At 49.8% G+C, this 23,448-nt stretch carries 26 protein-coding genes and 1 pseudogene; 9 read left to right on the top strand and 18 right to left on the bottom strand.

Annotated features, from left to right (window positions below):
* Window positions 1–16: 16 nt before the first annotated feature.
* From BP71_RS28545 to BP71_RS28530, 4 genes are all read right to left on the bottom strand, one after another.
* Window positions 17–508, bottom strand: coding sequence for a hypothetical protein (locus tag BP71_RS28545; RefSeq protein WP_496384998.1), 492 nt, complete (start codon window positions 506–508; stop codon window positions 17–19).
* A gap of 81 nt (window positions 509–589) precedes the next feature.
* Complete coding sequence (locus BP71_RS28540; RefSeq protein WP_496384997.1) at window positions 590–1,342, bottom strand: SDR family oxidoreductase; 753 nt, start codon at window positions 1,340–1,342, stop codon at window positions 590–592.
* 88 nt (window positions 1,343–1,430) lie between these two features.
* Window positions 1,431–2,171 carry an SDR family oxidoreductase gene (locus BP71_RS28535; RefSeq protein WP_496384996.1) on the bottom strand — a complete coding sequence of 247 codons (741 nt, stop codon included), beginning with the start codon at window positions 2,169–2,171 and terminating at the stop codon, window positions 1,431–1,433.
* A 101-nt stretch (window positions 2,172–2,272) separates the two neighbouring features.
* Window positions 2,273–3,193 carry a helix-turn-helix domain-containing protein gene (locus tag BP71_RS28530; RefSeq protein ID WP_496384995.1) on the bottom strand — a complete coding sequence of 307 codons (921 nt, stop codon included), beginning with the start codon at window positions 3,191–3,193 and terminating at the stop codon, window positions 2,273–2,275.
* A gap of 94 nt (window positions 3,194–3,287) precedes the next feature.
* Between BP71_RS28530 and BP71_RS28525 the strand changes: the two genes are divergently transcribed.
* From BP71_RS28525 to BP71_RS28515, 3 genes are all read left to right on the top strand, one after another.
* A complete protein-coding gene (locus BP71_RS28525; RefSeq protein WP_496384994.1) occupies window positions 3,288–4,256 on the top strand; it encodes a hypothetical protein in 969 nt (322 codons plus the stop codon).
* Between the two features lie 84 nt (window positions 4,257–4,340).
* A complete protein-coding gene (locus BP71_RS28520; RefSeq protein WP_496384993.1) occupies window positions 4,341–5,945 on the top strand; it encodes a carboxypeptidase-like regulatory domain-containing protein in 1,605 nt (534 codons plus the stop codon).
* Window positions 5,946–6,235: 290 nt separating this feature from the next.
* On the top strand, window positions 6,236–6,889 hold the full coding sequence (locus tag BP71_RS28515; protein ID WP_496384992.1) for a response regulator: 654 nt from the start codon (window positions 6,236–6,238) through the stop codon (window positions 6,887–6,889).
* Here BP71_RS28515 and BP71_RS28510 read toward each other — a convergent pair.
* A complete protein-coding gene (locus BP71_RS28510; protein WP_496384991.1) occupies window positions 6,882–7,250 on the bottom strand; it encodes a winged helix-turn-helix transcriptional regulator in 369 nt (122 codons plus the stop codon). The genes BP71_RS28515 and BP71_RS28510 overlap by 8 nt on opposite strands.
* A gap of 120 nt (window positions 7,251–7,370) precedes the next feature.
* Here BP71_RS28510 and BP71_RS28505 point away from each other — a divergent pair, with 120 nt between their 5' ends.
* A complete protein-coding gene (locus tag BP71_RS28505) occupies window positions 7,371–8,123 on the top strand; it encodes an SDR family NAD(P)-dependent oxidoreductase (protein WP_496384990.1) in 753 nt (250 codons plus the stop codon).
* A 2-nt stretch (window positions 8,124–8,125) separates the two neighbouring features.
* On the opposite strand, the gene BP71_RS28500 is transcribed toward BP71_RS28505, so the two are convergent.
* From BP71_RS28500 to BP71_RS28460, 9 genes and pseudogenes are all read right to left on the bottom strand, one after another.
* Window positions 8,126–8,881, bottom strand: coding sequence for a TerC family protein (locus tag BP71_RS28500; RefSeq protein WP_496384989.1), 756 nt, complete (start codon window positions 8,879–8,881; stop codon window positions 8,126–8,128).
* 186 nt (window positions 8,882–9,067) lie between these two features.
* Window positions 9,068–9,562 carry an SRPBCC family protein gene (locus tag BP71_RS28495; protein ID WP_496384988.1) on the bottom strand — a complete coding sequence of 165 codons (495 nt, stop codon included), beginning with the start codon at window positions 9,560–9,562 and terminating at the stop codon, window positions 9,068–9,070.
* A 133-nt stretch (window positions 9,563–9,695) separates the two neighbouring features.
* Complete coding sequence (locus BP71_RS28490; RefSeq protein WP_496384987.1) at window positions 9,696–10,313, bottom strand: FISUMP domain-containing protein; 618 nt, start codon at window positions 10,311–10,313, stop codon at window positions 9,696–9,698.
* 104 nt (window positions 10,314–10,417) lie between these two features.
* Entirely contained in the window at window positions 10,418–11,149 is a 732-nt protein-coding gene (locus BP71_RS28485) for a DUF2490 domain-containing protein (protein WP_496384986.1), read from the bottom strand.
* Window positions 11,146–12,351 (bottom strand): chromate transporter, encoded by a 1,206-nt coding sequence (locus BP71_RS28480; RefSeq protein ID WP_496384985.1) that lies wholly within the window; start codon window positions 12,349–12,351, stop codon window positions 11,146–11,148. Before BP71_RS28480 ends, BP71_RS28485 begins: the two co-directional genes overlap by 4 nt.
* Window positions 12,352–12,382: 31 nt before the next feature.
* Entirely contained in the window at window positions 12,383–13,369 is a 987-nt protein-coding gene (locus BP71_RS28475) for a DUF1259 domain-containing protein (protein WP_496384984.1), read from the bottom strand.
* Window positions 13,370–13,459: 90 nt separating this feature from the next.
* Window positions 13,460–14,302, bottom strand: a complete 843-nt coding sequence (locus BP71_RS28470; protein WP_496384983.1) for a chromate resistance protein ChrB domain-containing protein — start codon at window positions 14,300–14,302, stop codon at window positions 13,460–13,462.
* Window positions 14,303–14,418: 116 nt separating this feature from the next.
* Window positions 14,419–15,111, bottom strand: a pseudogene (locus BP71_RS28465) (NADPH-dependent F420 reductase); the annotation flags it as partial.
* Window positions 15,112–15,146: 35 nt separating this feature from the next.
* A complete protein-coding gene (locus BP71_RS28460; protein WP_496384982.1) occupies window positions 15,147–16,502 on the bottom strand; it encodes an NtaA/DmoA family FMN-dependent monooxygenase in 1,356 nt (451 codons plus the stop codon).
* Window positions 16,503–16,569: 67 nt separating this feature from the next.
* Here BP71_RS28460 and BP71_RS28455 point away from each other — a divergent pair, with 67 nt between their 5' ends.
* Both BP71_RS28455 and BP71_RS28450 read left to right on the top strand, forming a co-directional pair.
* Window positions 16,570–16,917 carry a winged helix-turn-helix transcriptional regulator gene (locus tag BP71_RS28455; protein WP_496384981.1) on the top strand — a complete coding sequence of 116 codons (348 nt, stop codon included), beginning with the start codon at window positions 16,570–16,572 and terminating at the stop codon, window positions 16,915–16,917.
* Window positions 16,918–17,237: 320 nt separating this feature from the next.
* A complete protein-coding gene (locus tag BP71_RS28450; protein ID WP_496384980.1) occupies window positions 17,238–17,603 on the top strand; it encodes a VOC family protein in 366 nt (121 codons plus the stop codon).
* 146 nt (window positions 17,604–17,749) lie between these two features.
* On the opposite strand, the gene BP71_RS28445 is transcribed toward BP71_RS28450, so the two are convergent.
* The 3 genes from BP71_RS28445 to BP71_RS28435 form a co-directional block, all read right to left on the bottom strand.
* Window positions 17,750–18,223 (bottom strand): GNAT family N-acetyltransferase, encoded by a 474-nt coding sequence (locus tag BP71_RS28445; RefSeq protein WP_496384979.1) that lies wholly within the window; start codon window positions 18,221–18,223, stop codon window positions 17,750–17,752.
* 142 nt (window positions 18,224–18,365) lie between these two features.
* Window positions 18,366–19,199, bottom strand: a complete 834-nt coding sequence (locus tag BP71_RS28440) for a DUF2306 domain-containing protein (protein ID WP_496384978.1) — start codon at window positions 19,197–19,199, stop codon at window positions 18,366–18,368.
* Between the two features lie 85 nt (window positions 19,200–19,284).
* Window positions 19,285–19,884, bottom strand: a complete 600-nt coding sequence (locus BP71_RS28435; RefSeq protein WP_496384977.1) for a Crp/Fnr family transcriptional regulator — start codon at window positions 19,882–19,884, stop codon at window positions 19,285–19,287.
* 215 nt (window positions 19,885–20,099) lie between these two features.
* Here BP71_RS28435 and BP71_RS28430 point away from each other — a divergent pair, with 215 nt between their 5' ends.
* The 3 genes from BP71_RS28430 to BP71_RS28420 all read left to right on the top strand — a co-directional run bounded on the left by BP71_RS28430 (window position 20,100) and on the right by BP71_RS28420 (window position 22,969).
* The gene (locus BP71_RS28430) at window positions 20,100–20,924 is read left to right on the top strand and encodes an APH(3'') family aminoglycoside O-phosphotransferase (protein ID WP_496384976.1); all 825 of its coding nucleotides are present in this window, start codon (window positions 20,100–20,102) and stop codon (window positions 20,922–20,924) included.
* A 146-nt stretch (window positions 20,925–21,070) separates the two neighbouring features.
* Entirely contained in the window at window positions 21,071–21,811 is a 741-nt protein-coding gene (locus BP71_RS28425) for an OmpA family protein (RefSeq protein WP_496384975.1), read from the top strand.
* Between the two features lie 168 nt (window positions 21,812–21,979).
* Window positions 21,980–22,969 (top strand): beta-ketoacyl-ACP synthase III, encoded by a 990-nt coding sequence (locus BP71_RS28420; protein WP_496384974.1) that lies wholly within the window; start codon window positions 21,980–21,982, stop codon window positions 22,967–22,969.
* Here the strand turns inward: BP71_RS28420 and BP71_RS28415 are convergent.
* On the bottom strand, window positions 22,966–23,373 hold the full coding sequence (locus BP71_RS28415; protein ID WP_496384973.1) for a LytR/AlgR family response regulator transcription factor: 408 nt from the start codon (window positions 23,371–23,373) through the stop codon (window positions 22,966–22,968). The genes BP71_RS28420 and BP71_RS28415 overlap by 4 nt on opposite strands.
* Between the last annotated feature and the right edge of the window lie 75 nt (window positions 23,374–23,448).

Here is a 23,448-nt window from a genome sequence, read left to right as displayed (position 1 = left end):
TGTGTGGAAGATCCGCCTACTTTTTTGCAGAGATCCTCACCCCTTTGAGCGCAGGGTCGTGAGGTTCTTGAAGGGAATAAGACGGTGGCAATATCAGATAGGCAATACCGCCCAATGCCGTTTTTTCCTCGAATACTCCCGAACTAATGGTGCTTTGATAAACATCCGGTGTCGTTTTCGCGAGATAAAGTTCATAGGTACCCCCTGCTTCCCTGAAACCTACCGGTCTGGTAAAAACAATCTGCCCTGCATCACCCTTTTTTTGCACGGCAATGCGAACATTCAGTGAGTCGGCTGTTTTCCGACCCACTGAAATGTAAAACTTGCTCAGACCGATCTTGTCGATTCCGCCGACACTGTATAGCGTATCCCCGTTGATCACGTAAGACCGGACCTGATATTCTCCGGTCGCCCGGGCGGCGGCATCGTCAGGCAGTTCGGTGGAGTCGCAGGAAAACAATACTGCAAGAAGAGAAAACAATACTGAGTACTTCATGGCTGATTTCATACCGGATTTCATTTGAACAGTCAATTTTAGCCAATTTCCAGGAAAATATCCAGTAAATGAAATATGGGTGACTTAGGATTTTTACTGGTTGGCTCCCCCATTCACCAGCAAGTGCTGGCCATTCACAAATGATGACAAATCGCTCGCGAAAAATTCAGCGGCATTGGCGACGTCCTCCACCTCAGCCAGCCGACCCATCGGGCAGCTATCCAGCAAAGACTTTCTCAGTTCGGGATAACTCCCCTCCTCCGCGAAAATACCTGAATGATCGACTGCAAACGGGATGATCGAGTTCACGGTGACACCGCGATGCCCGATTTCTTTGGAAAGCACATCCACCAGGTAGCGCGGCGTCGTTTTACTCCCGCCATATACAGCCATACCAGCAACGGGGAACGCAGTGGTGCTGGACGCAATGTAAATGATCCGGCCCTTGTTTTCGACATGCAATGCAGCCTGTTGCATGGTGAAATAGGCTCCTTTGGTGTTGATTGAAAACAGACGGTCGAACTGCTCCTCCGTAAATTGCGTCACGGGTGTCTCTACCATTTCGATACCCGCATTCGCTACCACGATATCGATCTTTCCGAATGCATTTCTGGCTTCCTCAAACAAGCGCCGTATATCTGCTACCTTGCTCACGTCGGCCTGCACCGAGATGACACGGGCACCCATGGCCCTGATATTGCTTTCGACTTCCTCTGCCGAAGCCTTGTCCCGGGAATAATTGAGCACGATATCAGCTCCCAACGCGGCATAACGTTCTGCTATGGATTTGCCCAAACCTCTTGCTGATCCGGTAATAAGGGCTACTTTATTTTTGAGTGAGTTCATGATTTCTGAGATTTTAAGAATGAATAATTATCAATAAGTAATTGGCTATGAGTTAAATGTATCATTCAAAAAGTATCGGTGTGGCCGATCAGGCCATGGCGCCGTTAAGACCGATCGTTTGTCCGCTGATCCATTTAGCATCGTCGCCGGCGAGAAAGGCCACCGTCCTGGCAATGTCCGCAGGTTCGCCCAGGCGGTTGAATGCGTTCAGTGATGCCAGGCGGTCGATAACTTCCTGTGGCTTTCCTTTGGTAAAAAGCTCGGTGTTGGTCGGGCCGGGAAGAACAGCATTGACATTAATACCCCTTGCGCCGATCTCTTTGGCGAACACCCGCGTCAGCTGTTCCACGGCTCCCTTCGTGGCTACGTACGTTGCATAGGTGGGCATCATCAGACGGGTGGTGGTAGACGAAAAGTTGATGATACTGCCTCCTTCCGCCAAGCGGGTCGCTGCCTCACGGAGGGTGTTAAACGTTCCGCGGACATTGATTTCAAACTGACGGGTGAAGTCTTCGTCCGTCGTATCTTTCAGCAATTTCGTGATCATGATCCCGGCATTGTTCACCAGAATATCTATTTTGCCGTAATGTTCGATCGCCGCGTCGAACAATTCCTTCACCTGCTGCGGGTTGCTGACATCGGCCTGGAATGCAATGGCGTCGCCGCCTGCATTGGTAATAGATTCCACAGTTTGCCGAGCGGCGTCCTGGCCACCTGCGTAGTTTACGATGACCTGCGCACCGGCAGCAGCCAGATGGCGGGCCACTTCGGCACCGATTCCGCGTGATGCGCCGGTTACCAGGGCGACTTTGTTTTTGAGCGTATTCATGGTCGTTTTTGTTTTGTGTTAAAGACAATACAAAGGTGGCCTATGAGCGCCGCCTGCGACGTACAAGGATTACAGCAAGAGTTGCAAATTTCTCAGAATGGCTACGAAGTATGCTGCCGGCGGTATTGTGCGGGGCTAAGGGCCGTATGCTTTTTGAAGTAATTACTAAAATGGGGTGCTTCCAGGAAACCGAGCCTGCCCGCTATTCCCTTGATGCTCTGCGCGGGATCCTGCAGCATTACCTTGGCTTCCGCAACCGTTTTATCGGCGATCCAGGCGCTGATGGATTTACCTGTTTTACTACTGATCACACTCGACAGGTAATTGACATGCAACGACTGCATATCGGCATAGTCCTGCACGCGCAATGGCAGCTCAACTTTACCTTTCACAAGGTCCCTGAAATGCTGTTCGAGGTTCCGTTTGAAAGTTTTGACGATCTGTGAACTGCGGTTTCCTTCGTAGATCGGGTTGTAATCCTGGAAAAAGTATTCCTTCACCTTCAGAAGCAGCGCCACCATCAGGCTACCGATGATCCGGTTCCTGTAAGGAGAATGCCCCACATGCTCTGCGTAGATCTGCTGGTAAAGTCTGCGGATCATCGCAAATTCTTCGGCTGATAAAACCCTCGGCTCCACGGTTTCCGTCAACAGGAATGAAAAATCGCGGTACACATCCTCGTGGACATTTTCTTTGAGAAAAGCCTCATTAAACGTGACGAGGCAGGTGTCTTTGATGCTATGCCATTCAAAGACCCGGTAGTTGCCGGGATTGGTGAAATAAACGGTCCCCGGCTTCACCTCAAAACGCTGATCATCGATGGTGTACTGACCGTACGCTTCCTGTATAAAAAGAAAACTGAAATAGTTGGGCCTGAACGGAACGGAAGTAAATGGGAACTGCGTGAAAGTCTCCTGAAGGTAATGGATCGTGAATCCGGATGAAGCATCCACCGGGTCGAGGGGAAGCCCCATCGATTCGTACAACTCATGAAGATCTTTGACAACCAGGTTACGCATCATGGATCAAATGTAACGGGTAACCATTTAATAAGTCAAATTTGTAAAGAAAGATGGAATTTGTAGTATTACATCTATACTATTCCATCCCTTTCTGATGAAAAAACTCCTTTGCATCCGGGCATTGTCCGTACTTTTCATCGTGCTCACAACCCGGGTCCTGTATGCGCAAGACCGGCCAGCTACTCCCGACACTACCGTCACTCCAACCCCACCGAACATCGCGCCCGCTCCGCCTCCGAAGGAATTATCCTGGTACGGTACGGAGATCGCCGCGATCAGCACAGACCAGGCATCGTTGCAGGCGCGACGGAGCGATACCACCTGGACGTTCGCAGTTGCCGCTCCGGAGCTCAAAAAGATACTGCCTGCATTCGCGGCTGGCGACCGGGTCGATCTTGCCTATACCGGCGAGGGAAACCAGAAAACCCTGACTGCACTCGCCGTCGAAAAAGTATATACCGGCAAATGGCGCCGCATAGCGACGCTGGCCGGTTCGGTCGCCGGCGTCCTCCTTTTCTTCCGCCTGCTGTTACGGCGGAAACTGCGGAACCTCATCCTGGGTGTCGATAACCGGTACAGCAACTCCCACTTCCAGATCGTGATGTGGTTTTTCACACTGATAGCTACCTACATTGCCGTGACTATCCTGAGAGGGAAAGTCAGCATCGATTTCGTCGGCGGCGTAGATATCCCCTCCAACCTGCTATTGCTTTCCGGTTTCAGCGCGCTCACGTTCGCGACGGCCAAGGGTATCACCGAGAGTAAGAACCAGGAAGCCATCAGGCAAAACCAGACGCCAAAACAAACAGCTGCCGAACCTCATTTCCCGACTGACCTGTTTCAGGACGACACAGGGCTCGTAGACATGGCCGATTTCCAGATGGTGGTCATCACACTACTGGCCGTGGCCGTGTACACATTCCAGGTTTACGATTTTCTGGGCACCATCGAATTGCATAAGAACGTCACGCTTCCCGACGTGGACAGCACGATTCTGGCTACATTCGGACTGGGTCATGGTGCTTATCTCGCGAAGAAATACGTGAGCGGAATCAATTCATGATAAAATCTTTCTGTAAATTGTAAAAGAAGGATTTAGCTTCACCAACTGTAACGATTGAGGGCAGCCTCAGCAGGTAATAGAGCCATGAAAACTCCCGGTACGATCCTCCTTCTGCTTTTAACGCTATACCCGGCATGCTATTCCCAGAACTCCTCCTGGTTTATTGCCGGAACGGTGTACGATGAAATGGGGAAGGCGCTGCCATCGGCCGTGGTATACATCAACAACACCTCCATCAACACCGTCGCCGACCAATCAGGTAAATTCAGAATCGTGGTTCCCGCGCAATACGGGAAAGTGGAACTGATTGCTTCATTTGTCGGATATCGCGCGGACGTGAAGCAACTTCCGGCAATACCGGGACGTACCGCCAACGTGGTATTTAAGCTGGATCTGGCCAACGTGGCCCGCGAAGTGGTGATCGTCGGGAAAAGAGACCGGCATTGGCGACGTAAATGGAGAATATTTGAAAACGGCCTGCTCGGTGACTCCCCTTTTGCCCGGCAATGCAAGATCATGAACCCGGAGTCGGTAACGCTCGGACTGGATGAAAACACCGGTCGTGTCACGGCCAGCAGCGCCAGGCCCGTACTGATAGAAAATTCGGCCCTGGGCTACAAGATAAGCTTTCATATGGGCAAATTTGAATCGAATGGGAAGAAGACTTTCCTGTCCGGGTACAAATTCTTCGAGAGTTTGCTGGCCGATGATGCCGAAAAGCAAAAAAAGCAGGTCCGGAACCGAAACACGGCATTCAAAGATTCTTTCCGTAATTTCCTGGTTTCACTCTCCCGGAACAACTTGGAGGAAGGCGGCTTCGAAATATTCAGGATGAAGACAATGCGGGAATTCTACCTCACAAAAGTGCCGCTGGAAAAGGAAGTTTCTGCCGGTAATTTTACCCCGGTCACTGCCGACTCGGTCTGCGCTTACGACAAGGACAAAGGTCATTTCATTTTGTATTCCAATTACCCCATCATCGTGTTTCAACGCCGCCTCTTCAACAGCGCTTCCGTATTCTCGGACTATCCTTTCAAGTATTCCCAGATAATACTTCCCAACAGGTATTGCTCCTTTTCGGAAAACGGCTGGCTGATAACCCCCAACGGCATTACTATCCACGATACCTGGGCCAGGGAGGGCTTTGCGGAGATGCTGCCAACAGACTACTCCTTTCCCGGTGATGAAATACCCGCCACCATTTCGGCCATTCAGAAAATCAGCGTGGCCCAATGGAACGGTTCCGCAAAAATCCAGCTCCCGGCCATCGAAACCCAGCAAATAGCCCTCGATCAGGAAGGGCTTATCCATACGGACGAAAAGCCTGCGCAAACACTTGTCAAACCAGATTACGAGCTATCCATACACGAAAGCGACCACTCTGGTACCATTTTCGACTTACTCAAAAGAATCCCGGGCCTTCGCGTGACCTTCGACGGCGCGTCTAACTCCTACAAAGTGCGTTTCATTGAAAATAATACCAATATCAACGCCGACAGCCAATATGACAATTCCGTCGCGCTAATGCTCGACAATGTATTTTACAGCGGAGGTGACACTGTAATTCCCATACTGAACACCCTCACCGTTGGCGATGTCAAATCCATTTCCGCCGTCAGATACGGAAATTCGGCGGCGCTTGGTGCCAGAGGCGCTAACGGCACGCTGATTATCACAACCAATAAATAGACCCATGAGCGCTTTACTGTATCATCACATGGCTGCAAATAGAAAAATGGCGATTTTAACGTCAATCCATACAACGACAATCCATTCAGTTCCGACGGGAAAGAACGATGGTTTCCTTATGGATTCCCCGGCCCCGAAGCCAGGCTGGCCTTATGAAGTTTCAAATATGCTGGCACGATTGTCGCTGTCCCGGGGTTATCACATCGGGACGCCTGCCCGATCGTGGTCAGAAAGCCGTGTACCCTGTTCCCAAATCCCCGTTGCACATAACCGACATTTATAAAAACTCTATGAAAACGATCCTGATCGCTGATGATCATACTTTGGTACGTTATGGCCTGAAAATGGCCATTAAAAATCATTTTACCCAATGCCGGATCGACGAGGCCTGGGATGGCAGTTCGGTCATGGCGCAGATGAAAAAGAACACTTATGAGCTGGTGCTCCTGGACCTATCCATGCCGGACACCGACGCCAGTGTGCTGCTGCACTGGATCCGTAATTCTCACCCGGAAACCAGGGTCCTGATCGTCTCAATGAACAACGCAGCCACTTTTGGAAAACGGTCTCTGCAAATGGGCGCACACGGATACATTGAAAAATATGCGTCTCCGGAACAGCTCCTCCATGCTGTGGATACCGTACTTTCCGGCAAGAAGTACATGAGTGCCGACCTTTCCGAGATCATCCTGAACGCCGCAATCAATGGCAAATCCGTCAATCCGTTCGATCGCCTTACGCAGCGCGAGTTTCAGGTGGCGATGTACATTATTCAGGATTATACCATCACACAAATCGGCGAGATGCTGGGGTTACAGTATACATCGGTGAACACCTTCCGCCGGAGGATCTTCGAAAAGCTGGATGTCGCCGACCGTCGTGCACTGGTTCAGCTGGCGGAAGCATACAACCTGAACAAATCCTCAGGGACAATCGCTACCTGACACGCTCCGATGCCAGCATGCGATGCTTGCCGCCCCATTCACTCAGCTGTTTGAATATCGGCCCGAATGCTTTTGCCATTTCGGTGAGCTCATACTCCACCCGGGGCGGCACCTCTGCATAAACCGTCCGTTTCACAAGCCCGTCGGTTTCCAGAGCGCGCAGTTGCAGCGTGAGCATGCGTTCTGTGATGTAGGGGAATTCCTTTTTCAGCTCCCCGAACCTCAATTTCCCATTTTCCAGCTTACTGATTATCAATATCTTCCACCTACCACCGATCTTGTTGACCGCGTAAGTAAGGTCGCATTCGATGATCACCTTCTCGTTGCTTGTATAGGTGGAATTCTCTTTCCTGGCAGCCATTACTTACACTTTTGTTAGTACCCTACAATTGATTGTATTATAGCTAAAATTAAATGCTTCCGGCTACGTTTGCAACAGGTTTCGCAAAACCATTTTCGGATACAAATTTTAATCAAAGTCATGGATCTTTATTTGAAAGGAAAAACAGCGGTAGTGACGGGAGCAAGTCAGGGTATCGGCAGGGCAATCGCCAGGGAATTGGCCACAGAAGGGGTCAAAGTGTTAGCTACTGCCAGAAACAAACAGTTGCTGGACAGCCTCAAAGACGAAATTACCGCATTGGGAGCGCCCGAACCCATTGTTCTCGTACAGGATTTCATAGTAGCCGATGGGCCCGCACGGATCGCCGAAGCCGCCATCGCGGCGCTTGGCCATGTAGACATCCTGGTGAATAATGCGGGGAAAAGCCGGCCGGTCGACGTTACAGGGCCCGAAGAACCCTGGGACGAGTCGATGGCACTCGACTTTGATCGCCCCCGCCAACTGACGCAGTTGCTGCTGCCTCATATGATCGGGCGCAGCCAAGGTGCCATCCTCAACCTCACCAGCACTTATGAGCTACGTAGCATCAACGTATCGGCAATAGCCAAGGCGAGCATGTCCGTTTGGTCCAAACAATTGGCCGGACAAGTCGGAAAATACGGGATACGGGTCAACACCCTGCAACCCGGGCTGATCGACACGGAAAATATCCGGCCCTATTTTTCAGCGGCCGAACGACAAGCTTTTGCGTCGGCAGAGATCCCGCTGGGCGATTTCGGTGAGCCTCAGGATATGGCCAACATGGCCGTGTTCCTGGTATCGCCCCGTGCGCGTTACATCACGGGCTCGGTGGCTGTTGTGGACGGTGGCATGCGGCATTATCCATTTTAATACTATTGTTTACCCAGCTTTTCTTCTCCCTGCTTATAATGCTCGCGGGTGACTACCGGCTCGGATGCTCCTTTGTTCGCCCGCATCTGAAACACATCTACGAGCAGGGAGAATGCCATCGAAAAATAAATGTAGCCTTTCGGAATTTCCAGCCCGAATCCTTCGCTGACCAATGAGAACCCGATCAGCAGCAGGAACGACAATGCCAGCATTTTGAACGCCGGATGCCGGTTCACGAAGTCGCTGATCTTCTCCGAAGCGAGCAACATGAGTATAACCGTCGCGATCACTGCGACGTACATAACCCATACCTCTTTCACCATACCGATGGCGGTGATAATCGAATCAACTGAAAATACCATATCCATGATCAGGATCTGGGTAATAACCTGCCCGAATGTGGATACTTTAATATTTTTGCTTTGATCCCCCGCTTCCCCCTCCATTTTGTGATAAATCTCCGTGGAGCTTTTGTACAGCAAAAACAACCCTCCCGCCAACAGCACAAGTTCTTTTCCCGAAAAGCCCTCTCCCATGATGACAAAAAGGTCTTTGTCCAGCTTCATAATGAGTGAAATGATCAATAATAGCCCGATACGCAATACCCCGGCCAGTATGAGCCCGTATTGCCGGGCCTTCTTTTGCTGCTCCGCAGGGAGCTTGCCGGCAATAATGGAAATGAAAATAACATTGTCGATACCCAGAACAGCTTCCAGGGCAACGAGGGTAAGCAAGGACACAACAACTTCAAATTCCATGAGTGAATACGAAAAGTTTACGCGATGGTGACAAACGAACGGGATATTCCGCAGCTCTCCTGCATATACCTAAAAATCCGGGCCACCATACCGTGTACCGGATTTGCTCAGAAGCCAAGACGCACCTTTTAATCCAAAAAGGTGCGTCTTGGCTTCCGGATTAATGCTCAACCCAAAATCTGCGGCTTAGTCGGCCAGATCCGAAGTGATTTTCTTTTCGTCTTCCGTTTGCGGTTTGCCGGTCGCGTTGGGCTTGCCTTTGCCGGTTGTGATAAGATTGAAAAGGCTGTCCTGAATATAGAACGTCCAGGCATCATGACATATATTGTAGCATTCATACGCCGGCACGAGCCCTACGTGCGTAAGGGTTACCTGTGTTTGATTTCCTTTTTTTTCAATTTCGAAGACCATGCTCGTTCCGGTCCATTCCTTCTCGTCTTCCGTGAATTTGAAATAGTTATCGAGCACCGACCAAACCACCTTTTCATCAGGGACCAGTTCAGCAATTCTGATCTGGCAGTGGTGAACGTCCTCAAAGCGGTAATTGAATACAGCGTCGAGCCGGTCGGTATCTCCGTTAATCTCTTCTGACCACCACCCTCTGACGTTGGTAACGGCTTGAAATGCTTCCTCCGGCGTTTGATCGACCAGGATAGTTGTACTGAAATCTTGTGCGGACATGGCTTGATGATTTTGGTTGCTGATTACTATTTCCTTTTAAACAACACAAAATTACACCCTCAATTTCAGACTCATACGGTGCGAAACGGACATTTTAACGGGGTAATCCGGACAAACCCCATCTTCGCGCCCGTCAATGTTCACCCTTGATACATCGCACCGAAACGGCCTCTTCCTTATCGCCCCCGTCCTGACAGTGCAATGCCTTCCCTCCTGCCCCGAAATTGAACGTCCAGGCAGTTTTTTCATCGATTTCCGTAGTAGTCCAGTAAAATCCGTGCGCATTAAGTCGTGCATAAATTCCACGCCGTGCCTCGCGGTTGCCCCCCAGGGTAGCATTAAACCCCGAAGTACCGCCGGTCTGCAAGGCCTTATACGCACTCTTGCCCCCATCTTTTGAATTATTGCTGGCTCCCCCGTAATGCCCTGCCAGCGCTTCCCATTCGGCCCTGCTGGGTAGTTGCCATCCATCGCCCAGCATTTCGCAGGCCTGCGCTGCCGACGCGTAGGTGTACATTCGTCCGTATTTTTTGCAGTTCGCTTCATCACCGGAAAAACACCAGGAGCTGTCGACCTTGATATTGAGATCCTGGGTCATCCAGAGCCGCTGGTCAGGCATCCGTTTCACCGTGTAGGTGTTGCCATCGCGATCTCGGATGACGCCATCGGTCTGTCCCGCGGCGTACCGAACAGCAAAAATGAAAAAGCAAAAGATGATCAATTTGATCTGGGGAGTAAAGTCTCTTTGCATGGCGGCTGGTTAAAGTGTTGCTCTTATAAATTTAATGATTGTTTAGGCCAACGCAGTAAAGCATGTGATTTATTCCAATAGCAAAACTATGTACACTTCGGTCGCTACTTTTTCGGTCTTAGATCTAAATTGTGAAAAACAAAAACCCGCAGTACATTGTTGCTGTTGAAATGATTTCCGGAAGGTAGCTGCTGAAACTGGTTCATGTAACCCACCTGCGCGTTCAGTCCTGATATGAACTGGTAGCCCAAACCGACAAAAAAGCGGTTCTGATCGAAAAGATTGTAGGTAATCTGCTTCCCCGCGTTAATATGGATTTCGTCATTAAAAGCGAAAAAGATTGTATTGGGTTCGATAAAATCACGGTTCAAAGGTACCATCAGGTTCAAAAGATAGCGAAATCGGCAATTGAAAGCATATCCGTCTTGGAGGCGGTCATTGGCAATTCTCCTGTTAAATCGCTCTTCCAGACGTATCCATTGCTGGGTTTGCAAACGCTTTTGGCGGCTCGTCCAAAGTACCTGTTGCCACGGACGATGCTCCGGGCGCACGGTATGCAGGCCGGCGGCTGGATAGCTACGCGCATAAGTGTACCCGGCCGTAAACCGCAAATGATCATTGGCATAGTAAGTAATGCCGGGTCGAATAAGCTGGGCAGACCAGCGGTCGAGAAAGTCGGTCCTTCTTGCGTGGACATCGAGCCAGATGCCCCATTTATCTGTTAGCCTGGTTTGGTTGAAATAGCCGAACCAGACACCACTCTGTTTATTGACTTGCTTTTGAGAGAATGACGGGACCGTGAATAAGATGAAAAGCAGTGGCAAATACCTTTTCATTGGAAGTAGTTAAATATAAAATAAGTTCTGATGCAGTAGCCAATGATGGCGGCGAGGACAATAATGTATGGTTCTTGCAGCTTTTTGAAGTTTAGGAGCGCGAGTACCGTGCAAATAGCAATCAATGCTGATGGCCCGTCGACGATTGAGCGAGTGGCGATCACAAACACCGAGCCGACCAAAGCGCCGACGACTGCGGCGGTAATGCCATCCACAAATGCTTTGATGCTTTCATTTTTTGATATCTTTTTAAAATATGGGGCAGGGAGTACGGTAAAAATGAAACAGGGCAAAAAAACACCTAACGCTGCCACACTCGCCCCGGCAAACCCGGATACTAAAAAACCAATGAAGCCCACGGTAATGACAACCGGTCCCGGCGTAATCATGGCTACGGCCACTGAGTCCAAGAATTGCTGTTCATTAAGCCAGCCCATTTCATTGACAACCCCAGCTTGCAAAAAGGGAATGATAGCCAGTCCGCTTCCGAAAACAAACGCACCGGCTTCGGTAAAAAACGCTCCCAATTGCCACAACTTGTCAACATCCGTTTGCCAGAAGCCTGTGCCAGTCAAAAGAATAACCGAAAGAGAAGTGCCACTTCTCTTGATCCAGGCAGGGGGTGCTTTAACGACCATGTAAATTAAGCCAAGCACTATAAAAAGCCAAACCTGCTCGTTTTCCGTGTAGGCGGTGACAATGGCCATTGCCAGAAAAAACGACCAGAGCAACCACCGACTTTTGATGGCATGTCTTTCCAGCTTACTAATAGATTTAACAGTCAACTTGTAACAGCTGAGCGTGATAATGCCGATCACAGCAGAGCCGACACCATAAAAAACCGACTGCATCCAGGGCAGGCCGCCATAGAGTTTGTAGGCCATGCCCAGCAATACAACCATGACAAAGGATGGTAACACAAAGCTCAGTCCCGTCAGCGTAGCGCCCCAAACACCATAATGAACATAACCCAAGTAAATGCCCAGTTGCGCTGCAAGTGGCCCAGGTGCCAATTGCGCCAGGGCAAGGCCTTCCCGGTATTCTTCTTCGCTGATCCAATTGCGCTGCTCTACCAGGTCCCGGTGCATATACCCGATCAGTGCAACGGGTCCGCCAAAACCAAGTGTGCCTAGTTTGAGAAAATACTTTGTCAGTTCGGCCAGGCTATACTGTGCCGTTTTATTGGATATAGGTGTTTCCATCCCTCATTATTTTTATTCGTCGTGTCAGTTTTTAATGCTTCGAGTGAATGTCAGGGGCGGCTTTCCCCAACACATCAAGGGCTGCACGGAAACCTTTGGCAAGGTGATCGGCGGCACCCTTCCCATAGTAATGCAGAAAGATCATCCGCGGATTTTCATCAAGCATATGGTTATGTACTGCGACCACTTCCAGATTATGGGCGCGGAGCATCTTGATAACAGCATTGACTTCATGGCCAAGCATAGCGATATCGCCAGCAATATGTGCATCGGTCTTTGTCCCCGCGAAGCTTGCCCAAGAGTTTAGCCCGATTGCTGCGGTCATTTCCGCACCCATAGACATGATGGTCAAATCCCGGCGGCCGACAGTATATTTATAGGCAGAGCCGTTAACAACGCCGGTGTATTTAACAATGCTGTCAAGAGCGGCAATATCAAAAAGGTCTTTTGCAGTCCCGCCAGATGCCGGTGTTTGAACAGGTTGATTAGCAGGGGCAATTTTGGCGTCCTTGATAGCAAGCGCAAATTTTTTAGCGAGTTCGGCAGCTGTTCCCATGCCATGTAAATGCATGTAAAAAATCCGAGGCTCTTCGTAAAAAAAGTGGTTGTGGATTGCACCGATTTCAAGTCCCGCAGCCTGAGCCGAAGAAATTAGCGGATTGACTTCTTCTTGCAAAAGCACGGTGTCACACATGAGTACAGCAGATTTTCCATCCACTGTTTTTTTGATTGAAACCCATCCGCCAAACCCAAAAGAAATGGGCACGTTTTCCGAGTTGATCGCTATCTTTAAATCGTTCCTGGGCAACGCGATTGTATGCACTGCCTGCGCTTCGTTGTAGGTCCCCTTTTTGCCGATTGCTGTTTCAATGGCAGAAATTTCTTCGCCGCTAAGCGGTGGTGTTTTCAGTGGGGCGCTGATTGCCCTCAGAGGTGTAAATCCCGTAACCCCTGCTACGGCCAAAGCAGGTGTAGCCCCGAGCCAGGCGCGCCTCGAAATGGTGTTATTGCTTTCCATTTTTTGAAAAAATTGATGGTGGTTGTGCATGCAATACTAGCCAGCCCAACTCCCAAAAAATAGAACGGAAATAACGGATTTGTATGGAGTTTACTTTTTACGCAAAGATTTTCTGAATGTAGACGGGTTTTGCCCGGTATGTAGTTTGAAGATTCGGTTGAAGTGGCTTTGATCAGAGAAACCAGTTAAGTAAGCGATTTCTGCCAGACTGTTTTTAGTGCTGCCCAATAACTCGATGGCTTTCTCGATCCGTTGTTTACGTATATATTCTCCAAAAGACATATCACTGAAATATTTGGAGAATTCCCTGGACACATATGCCGGGTTCATGTCCAGCCCTGCTGCAACTTCTTTCAGGCTAAGATTTAGATTTGTGTCGATTTGATCCTGGATAATCTCTTTTAATTGTTTGGCCCAATCCGGTGCTTTCTCACGTCCCGCTTTTTCCAATATATATGCATTAAAAATTTCTAGCAGCAGCTTTTCGGTTGGGTTCTGGGTATGTTTTTGGTTTTGTAAATACCTGGCCCAACTGTAAAGGGCGTCGTAGATCAGCATTCCTTTTTCAAGTAATTCATGATCATCATTAAAATTAAATGCCAAGCCAGCTGAAATGGCCCACAGCCCAGAGCTTTGTGATGCCAATGAGTGAACATCGGTATCCGCACCACGAACAATGACAGCCATGTCGTTTACTGCGTCATCCTGAACATTAAATTTTTTAATCAAGCAATCAAACGTACAGCGATCTTCATAATGCGTTAGCTCAACGCCGGGTATGTCAAAGGGGATGGCGTCCAATTCCTTTGCTTTTGGTAGCACCATATCAGAAGGAACAAAATAAAACCGGGCTTCCAGGTCAATAAATTTCCGGATGAGCCAAGGGCAAGCTATTCGGTCTATTTTGGGGCGTTCGCGCGTGATCCAATTCATTGCGCAAGATACTGAGATATTTTGTCCACATACATACGTCGTTATGCCAATGAGCAAGGAGAGCATGTTCTCCTTGCGTTGAAAGTACAGTATAGCCTTTGGCTAATTTATGATCTTCATTCTGAAAAATACTGACGTACCATTTCATCAGCCTTCGCTAGGTTCTCTGCGCGTTTGTTGATGTCGGCTTGTTGCAAAGCAGATTTTAGGGTGTTTTCATCCAGATCCTGGCAATAGGCAGGCTCACCAGGCTGCTGTCTCCATGACTCGGAAAGCAATCCACCATCGATGGCGTCAAAGCCAATTTCATCAATGAGTTTCATAACAGCTTGCTTTTGCTGCTCATCATTTCCAGCAACGGATAACGCAATTCGCTCTGGACTTCCAGCAACAAGCGCTTTCGATGCCAAACTAGGCGCAACGATATTGTTAAAAGCTTTGATTACCGGATGTTTTATCACCTTAGCAACCCATTCACTATCCGTCAGTCCTGCCTGGATATCGGCAATTTGCCCGTCGCGAGAAGGATAGTAATTTCCTGAATCGATAATAATTGCTTGCGAAGTGGACAGTACGTCAATCGGCAGATCAACAATTGCCTTAGCGGGAATCGCAATGATGACAAGATCCTTTACTTTTGCAGCTTCCACTGCATTCACTGGCGTTGCGCCGGTTTTCGCAGCAATGTCGCCTAATGATTCCGGTCCGCGCGAGTTTGCAATCGTGACCTGATGGCCAAGAGCTGTCAAATATCCGGCAAGTATACTACCGATGTTACCCGATCCTATTATTCCTATTTCCATGTTATATGTCCTTGTTTTGTTTTGGTTGTTTTATTCCATTTTTAAACGCGAGGGTCAATGCCATACTGATCCGGAGCACCCAGATGTTTGCGTAAAGTCTTGCCTTCATATTCATGGTGAAAGAGTCCACGCTGTTGCAAGATTGGGACTACTTCATTCACAAAGGCATCAATACCATCTAAATTGACATCGGGTGAAATCCAGAACCCATCGGCGGCACCTGCTTCAAACCAGGCCTGCATATGATCGGCAGCTTCAATACCTGGTCCAACAATTACAGGGTGGTAATCTATCACACCATGAGCCAATATATCACGCAGGCTCCAGCCTTCTTTCGCAATCTTCAAGGCATGCGTTGAACGGGGATCATAGCGGGACGGGCGGGCATCATTTAATTGGGCTTTGGAAAGCGGCTGATTCAAACGGGTAAAATCAAGTGGTATGCCTAGCATTTGTTGTAGATAGAGAACTCTTTGAGGAAACAAATGCTGCGTCAATTGAATCCTTCGATCAAGAGCTGTGCGCCTGTCCGGAGCAATTGTAGTCATTAGACCAGGAATATATTTAATCTCATCCGGGTCACGTCCATAACGTTTTGCTGCCTCTCTAAATGCACTGCGCTGCGCCCGTGCATCTTCAATGATAAAGGCCGCTCCAATAACTGCATTGGCAAAACGTCCGGCCAGCTCGTGTGCATTGGGGCTGCCGCCAGCGTGAAAGATAATAGGCTGTCCCTGCTCGGATGGCGGGATGTACAGCGGCCCTCGTGATACGACAAATTTGCCCTGAAAATCGATGGGGGTAATCTTATTTTTCTTAGCAAACTGGCCGCTTTCCTGGTCATGTATCCAAGCATCTTTTCCCCAACTACCCCAAAGTGCCTGGATAAGTTGTATGGCCTCATGAGCGCGTCCATAGCGTTCTTGGCTCGACGGTATTTTTCTTCCATAGTTTGCAGCAACATCATCGCCGCTCGATGTAATGGCGTTCCAGCCAGCTCGGCCGTGGCTCATAATATCCAGCGCTTTAAATTGTCTGGCCAGATTGAAAGGCTCATTAAATGTGGTAGATCCTGTTGCAACTAGACCGATGTATTCGGTCTCCCGTGCCACAGCAGCCAAGGTCATCATCACATCAAGATTAAAGCTTGGTGATTCAGTGCCTACATCAGACATGACAGCACCAGGGCCATCAGGTAAAAACAGAAATTGAAACTTACCACGCTCGGCTGCTTGTGCTTGTTTTACTCTGGCGTCGAAACTGGTATAGCTTTGGGGATTTACTCCTGGCATACGCCACGACCCTGGCTGAGAGCCATATCCGTTTCCCAGATGAAGGCCAATAAGCATTTGTTTGGCGATTTCCATACCTGCAATTTTAAAATAGATTCTTTGCAAAATTACAGCTATTCGCTTTCCTTTGTATAGTACTTTCCCAAAGGAAAGTGAAATTTTGCAAAGTGATATGGCAAAGAATAAAGTTTACTGTAATTGTCTCGAGACGGTAAAGCCTGTGAGGGACACACTAGATGTGATTAATGGGAAATGGAAATTACCCATCATCATTTCTATTTCTGTTGGGAATGATCGGTTTACCGACATTCAGGAAAGTATTCCTGGCATTACGCCGAAAGTGTTGGCCAAAGAGCTCAAAGAACTTGAAGAGCATAAGCTTATTAGTCGAACAATAATACAGGATTACCCTGTTAAGATTTGCTATAAAGCAGAACCTTACGCTGATACCTTAACTCCGATTATTTATGCAATGAAGGATTGGGGATTAAACCACCGAGAGAAAGTTTTCCGGGAATAGTTCTCAGAATTACTCTATGTGTCCACATACATACGTCCCTATTTGTGTGGGCAACCTTCTTCCGCCTTATTCGCCGGCTTGCGGCGTCTTTCCCCCAGCCTGTTCCTGATATTAACATGGGGAGCGGCTATCCAGCCCTTTCCTGTCTTATGAAAGGCGTTGTTCATCGCTGCCTGTATGGTCGGTTTACTAATATAGGTCGTTAGGCCGCAAGGGATCCCACTTTTGAGACCCTGACTGCAAGCGGGTTGAAGAATTCCGAAATTTTGCGAAATTGTCGGGGCAATACGCCAGTTTAGTCCCAAATCAAGTCAATAATCATGCAACATAACGCAAAAGCGCTTCGCCCGTTTATCGGGGCGCAGGATTACGAAATCTCCCGCAGCTTTTATCGTGACCTGGGTTTTGAAGAAACAGCACTGGGTCCGGATATGTGTGTGTTTAAAACGGGAGACCTCGCATTCTACCTGCAAAAGGCCTATGTGAAAGACTGGATCGACAATACAATGATTTTCCTCGAAGTAGACGACGTCGAAAGGTACTGGAACGAATTGCTGGCGTTGGACCTCCCCGCCCGCTATGAAGGAGCAAGGCTCACACCGATCCGGATCTACGATTGGGGCCGTGAATGCTTTTTACATGACCCTTCCGGCATCCTGTGGCATTTCGGGCAGTTTAATAAATAGTTAGTTAATTCTATGAAATTCCTAACCGCGCCGATATGCCCTTCATTGCCGAAACGCTTACCGACAACGCGCTCCGCCTTTATGATTCCCTCGGTTTCATGGTCTCATACGAGGGAATGAAATTGCATTTGTGCGATTAAGCGATCTCAAAGTATCTTTTCCATATAAATCGCATCCTCGTGCGGATTGGGATAGTAGGCCGGGATTACTTCGAAACCGAAACTTTCATACAACCGCCGCGCGCCTGTCATACCAGCGAGTGTATCGAGCCTGATCTTTTGGTACCCCAGTTCCCTGGCGACGGACAGCGACCGTTCCAGGAGCAGCTTTCCGAGTTTGTAGCCACGGAATCCGGGCTGGACATACATCCGTTTCAACTCGGCAATATCCGGCCCCTGCTTCCGCACGCCTGCACAGCCGACCACTCGCCCACCCACCTCAGCCAGCAATAGCGCACCCGCGGGGAGCCCATACTGATGGCGGATCATTTGCAGCTCGTCCGCAAAGCGCTGAAAGGCCAGGTCGATCGTCAGGGAGTTGGCGTATTCTGTAAAAAGGCGCTTGCCGGCTTCAAAATCCTCATCTGTATCAGCTACAATAAGCTTTGGCGTATCTGTCATAATTTCTGTCCGTGCATGTGCCACCCTTACGATGCCGTCAGGATGGCAATTAATCCGATACAAAAATCGTGGTTTTTAAAATACCGGTACAGATACAGATTTTTTATTTTGGAAGGAAACAGATGCCTATGAAGCATTATCATTACCTGATCCTGGGTAGCCACATGCCCATCGTAGCGCCTGCGATGCCGATGGTCATCAATACTGAAGCGATCAGGATCACCAGCGACACTGCTATCACCAGGGGCTGTTTTTGGGTCTTTTGCGCATAAAAGTACATTTCCAGGACGGCCCACGGAAGCGGCACCGCATAAGTCAGAATGGCGAGCGTCGTCAGAAAAGGTCCGGAAAAAGTTTTGGGATCAAAGCCGACCGGCCCACCCTGCAGTACCAGCCAGCCCATTAACCCGATCCTGAAAAACCACACACCGCTCACCACCATGAACAGCCTCAGCGCCCATTTCCGGTGTTGATCAAACCTCCGCCCAAGCGCATACTTTGCGGTGATCAGGGCAGAACAGATGATATAAACCGCTTGTATGCTGATGCTCATGTGCTGCACCTGGTCGCCGACCGCCCCCCGTGTCCATACCATTACAAGTCCTCCCGTCGCCACGATCACGGCTGTTACAGCGTAGATACGCCCCAGCCAGCGATGAAAGTGCGGAAATTGCGACCGTAACCGCGGGATCAGTTGCAACGGCCCGCCGATTACCAGGATCGCCGCCAGCAACACATGCATTCCTACAATCAGATTACCTTTCCAATCGCCGGGCACATAACCATGCGGGAGTACTTCATTCCACTCCGCATAGTTTCCCATGGCAGTAGTCCGGCCATAAAAGGCGATGATGTAGCCTCCAAAAAGCCATTGACCGATGGTGGTCACGGCCAGCCAGACGGTGGCGGCCACTTCAAGCACTCTTAGGGGAGACTTGGATTTGACGGCCCGGGCAGGTACAGTATATTCGACCATAGCAGAAAATTTTAAAGTTTCTGCCAAACTTAAAGCCTCTGGCTGCTCCGGTAATTAGACAAATGTCCAATGCGGATGAGCGGTCTTATTCCGGTGTGGATGCAGTCCCGGCTTCGCCACGTAGCCTGCTGAGATGCCGCTGCGTGATACCGAGGTAGGGTGCAATGTATTTCAGCGGGACATTCCGGACGATATTCGGTTTCTCCCGGACGAACTTGGCATAGCGTGCCTCGGCTGTGAGATTCGCCATGTCGTTGATCCGGTTTTTGTCTTCCTGCAAATGCCTTTGAAGAATGTGAATCGTGTAATCCTTCTGCGTGGTGCTGCGTCCGGCAGTGTGGTCCACATCGTCCCGGCTGATACGGAGCAGTTCGCAGTCGGTAATGCAGTGCAGGTTTTCGTTGGAGACGGTACGGTTCATGAAGTGGAAGTAAGATGTAAAAAACCGTGGTCCGTTATTGAGATCCGTGGTAATTTCATTGTTGTCGTCATCCAGATGAAAATTCCGCATGAAGCCCGACACGATGAAATTGTGATATCCGGGAACCTCCCCTGCGGGCTCAATAATGGTATCCCGGGCCACAAACACCGGTTTGAACGATTGCCGGATCGAATCCCGGTCGCATTCAGGCAACGTTAGTACTTCCGAAATATAATCGAAGAGCGTTTCGTAATAGTGTTTCATGAGAAAGCTGAAAGTTAAGATCCCGGCCCCGGCATATATTTCTTGCTGGCGACATTCTGAAATTTATGAAAAATCCGGTTGACATAGGTTTCCCCTCGCATTTCGGTTCCTGTTATCCGTCCATCTCAAAAAATGATGTAGCCCGGGGTTGCATTATTCTCTGCTTCGCGGAATATTCGCATCATTGCCACACCATTACGATATCACCATAAGCCATGACAGAAAATTTAAACCCAATCGGATCCGCGCTGCTTCCTGTTCTTCCTGCGGGTGTGCAATGGGTTCCGGTAAACAGTGGCGAGTCCGGCGACCGGGTGTACCACCGAACCGATGATACTGCGTACGCAAAAATCTCCTCGGATAAAAGCGCTGCGGCATTGAATGATGAGCGCCAACGCTGCGAATGGCTTTATTCTCAAAACATCAAATGCCCCGAAGTGGTCGATTGGATCGTTTCCGATGAAGCAGCCTGCCTCGTCACACGGCCGGTAACGGGCGTACCTGCCAGCGAGCTCTCGTCGGCACAACTCCTGGCAGCCTGGCCGTCGATAGCCCGGCAATTCAAAATGCTGCACGCACTCCCGCCCCGGGACTGTCCCTTTCATCGCGATATCAGGACAATGTTCAACAAAGCGACGGACGTTGTCTCGCGGAACGCCGTCAATGCCGGGTTCCTGGATCCGGAAGACGAAAACACGCCACCTGTTCAGCTACTCCGCAGATTAGAAACAGAACTTCCCGCCCGGCTCGTGCAGGAAGCGGGTGACCGGGTCGTCTGCCATGGAGACGCCTGCATGCCTAACATCATGATCGACCCGGTTACTTTGCAATGCACCGGACTCATTGATCTCAGCCTGCTTGGCGTGGCGGACCGTTATGTGGATCTGGCGCTGCTGCTCGGTAACACCCGGGAAACCTGGCACGATCCCCGGCAGGCAAAGAATGCGCACGATATTTTGTTCGAAACCCTTGGACTGGCTAAGCCCGACCCTGCGAGATTGCTTTTCTATCTGCGCCTGGACCCGTTGACATGGGGGTAAGCGGTCAACACTCGACCTGCAAACCATAAAATTCTATTCAAAAATGAATTAATCCATTTTATTTGTAACTTACTGTGCTGCCAATTCCTTCGGCACCTTTTCGTTTGTGATCAAAGTTTCCGGATTTAAACCTGACCTCTGGCTGAATGAAAACTTTTGCGGCTGCTTTCTTTTTGGTCCTGGCCATCGGATTTTCCGCATTTAGCCAGCATTCCCCGAAACAGTTTTCTCAGGTAAGCCGCAAGCCAATGCGTCCGCGGGTTGCTATCCGTGTCCTGGACAAATACAGTCTGAAACCCGTCCGCGCCACGATCATGCTCGTGGGCCAGAGACCAGGGGTGCCTGTCGCTCCCCGTTTTGAGGATGGTATTTATCAGTTCAAAGTTACTGCCCGGGACACCATTGTCATTTCCATCCATGCCAAGGGCTATGAAATGCTAAACGAATCCGTGCCCGCCGGCCTGCTCAATGCTACAAAAGTGTTTTACCTCACCCCCAAAGCCCCGAACGACAACGCGACCTATGCGACCAACCCCATACCGATACTGAATGACGACATCACGACCGTGCTCCATTTTCCCCAAAGCCTCCCGGATATTCTGCCGGAAAGCGAACAAGAGCTGGAAATCCTGGCCGACTACCTCCTTCGGCATGAAACCTGCCGGATCGAGCTCGCCGGGCACACGGATGACGTTGGCGATCCTTACAAAAACATGTTACTGTCGTATGACCGAGTAGACGAGGTGAAAAAGTACCTGCTGGCACGTCGTATTTCGTCCAGCCGTATCCGCGGGAAGGGCTTCGGGGGCTATCTTCCCGTCGCTCCCAACGATTCGGAGCTGAACCGGCGGCTCAACCGACGCGTGGAAGTGAAGATTACCCTTTGAATGCCGGAAGGCCTGCCGTCCGATTCCTCTGCCTTACAATAGATCTCCGCTTTATCTTTTCAAAAAATCCGCCCGAACGTGACGGAATGAGCACTTTTGTGATGCATATTTGTTCTTTATGGCAAAAGACCCGCCAAGCAGCGAAATTTTATCCGATTAAAATAAAATATGAAAGAAGTAAAAGCCTCCATTTCAGGCATTGAAGGATATGTACCCGATTACATTCTCACCAACGCGGAACTGGAGACACTCGTAGATACCAGCGACGAATGGATTCAGAGCAGGACAGGCATCCGCGAACGCCGCATCCTGAAAGAGCCGGGGCTGGGCAGCTCCCATATGGGTGCCGAAGCTGTCAAAGCGCTGCTCGCAAAAACCAATACCGACCCAAGTGAAATCGACCTCCTCATTTGCGCGACCATTACCCCTGACTTTGTCTTTCCAAGCACCGCCAATCTCATCTGTGACATGGCGGGGATTCGCAGAATCGGCAGCTTCGACGTCAATGCGGCCTGCTCCGGCTTCATCTATGCGCTGGAACTGGGCTCACAGTTCATCGAAACCGGCAAATACAAAAAAGTCGTGATCGTAGGGACCGATAAAATGTCGGCCGTCATGGACTATACCGACCGCCGCACCTGCATTCTTTTCGGAGATGGCGCAGGGGCAGTCCTATTAGAACCGAACACGGAAGGCAACGGGGTCATCGACACAATAATCCGTTCCGACGGCGAGGGGTATGCGCACCTTGTTCAGCAGGGAGGGGGCAGCCGTTTTCCGGCCAGTCATGAAACTGTGGACGCACGCATGCATTACCTGCACCAGGATGGCCAGCAGGTTTTCAAGTCGGCGGTGAGGAACATGGCCGATGTGTCGGCGGAGATCATGGAAAAAAATCACCTGAGCCATGACGATATTGCCTGGCTTGTACCGCATCAGGCCAACCGCCGCATTATCGAGGCGACGGCTAACCGGATGGGTGTCGGTATGGACAAGGTGATGATGAATATCGGGCATTACGGCAATACCACGGCGGCAACTATCCCGCTTTGTCTGTGGGATTACGAAAACCAGCTCAAAAAAGGCGACAACCTGATATTTTCAGCCTTCGGTGCGGGCTTTACCTGGGCCTCGGCTTATGTAAAATGGGCCTACTAGGCTGAAAGCGCCATTCTTCCCAGAATTTCATGCGTCTCGCGGATCCGTCTTCTGGCGATCGGGATCACTTTCCCGCAGCTTAGATGAATGTAGTCGGGCCAGCGGGACGCAATGTGTCGCGCATTGACGCTGTAAGATTTGTGGATGCGTAAAAAGTCGCTGCTCAGTTCTTCCTGTACTTCCTTCAGGCATTTGGAAACCATGTGCCTTTCATGACGCGTGTACACAAACGTGTAGTTTCCTACCCCTTCAAGGCACGTAATGTCGCTGGCCTTGACGGTTAATGCTTTTCCGAACTTGTAAACGGTAATCGCGGGAGCGTTTCTCTTTTCGTCGGCAGCCTCTGCGGGCAGAATGGACAGTACAGGATTTGTCATGGTCGAAGGGACGGATTGGTTTTTCATGGATTGATCTGAGATGGTATTACTTACTTTCATGGCTAACAGTGGCCGGGAGTTTTGATCCGGCTGCGATACAAA

The sequence above is a fragment of the Dyadobacter ginsengisoli DSM 21015 genome (assembly GCF_059568735.1).
Note: the sequence above shows the minus strand (reverse complement) of the source record. Positions and strands in the feature narration are given on the sequence as shown.